Origin of the sequence: Microbacterium sp. ZXX196, from assembly GCF_009709595.1 — a bacterium.
In the GTDB taxonomy this organism is placed as follows: Bacteria; Actinomycetota; Actinomycetes; order Actinomycetales; family Microbacteriaceae; genus Microbacterium; species Microbacterium excoecariae.
Genome location: NZ_WMEE01000116.1, coordinates 1 through 279 on the forward strand (window position 1 = coordinate 1; position 279 = coordinate 279).

Annotated in this window: 1 pseudogene; it reads right to left on the bottom strand. The window is 58.8% G+C overall.

The window, feature by feature from the left end:
* Positions 1–245, bottom strand: a pseudogene (locus tag GJQ66_RS12470) (dihydropyrimidinase); the annotation flags it as partial.
* Between the last annotated feature and the right edge of the window lie 34 nt (positions 246–279).

Sequence of the window (279 nt, forward strand, 5' to 3'; positions counted from 1 at the left end):
CCCACGGCCGCCGCCCAGGTGCCGGATTCGAAAGTTTCCGCCGCCGTGGTCCCCATAAATGGCATTTCCAGGGGGGTATGAGGGTCGATCCCGCCGGGGATCACATAGGCGCCCTCGGCATCAATATATTCATCGCCCTTCAGATCCTCGCCGATCTGTTTGATCTTTTCACCCTCGATCAGAACGTCGGCTTTCCATGTCCGGTCAGCGGTGCAAACGGTTCCGCCCTTGATCACCTTGGTCATGTCGTAACTCCCTGTCTTATCTGTTGGCGCGGCG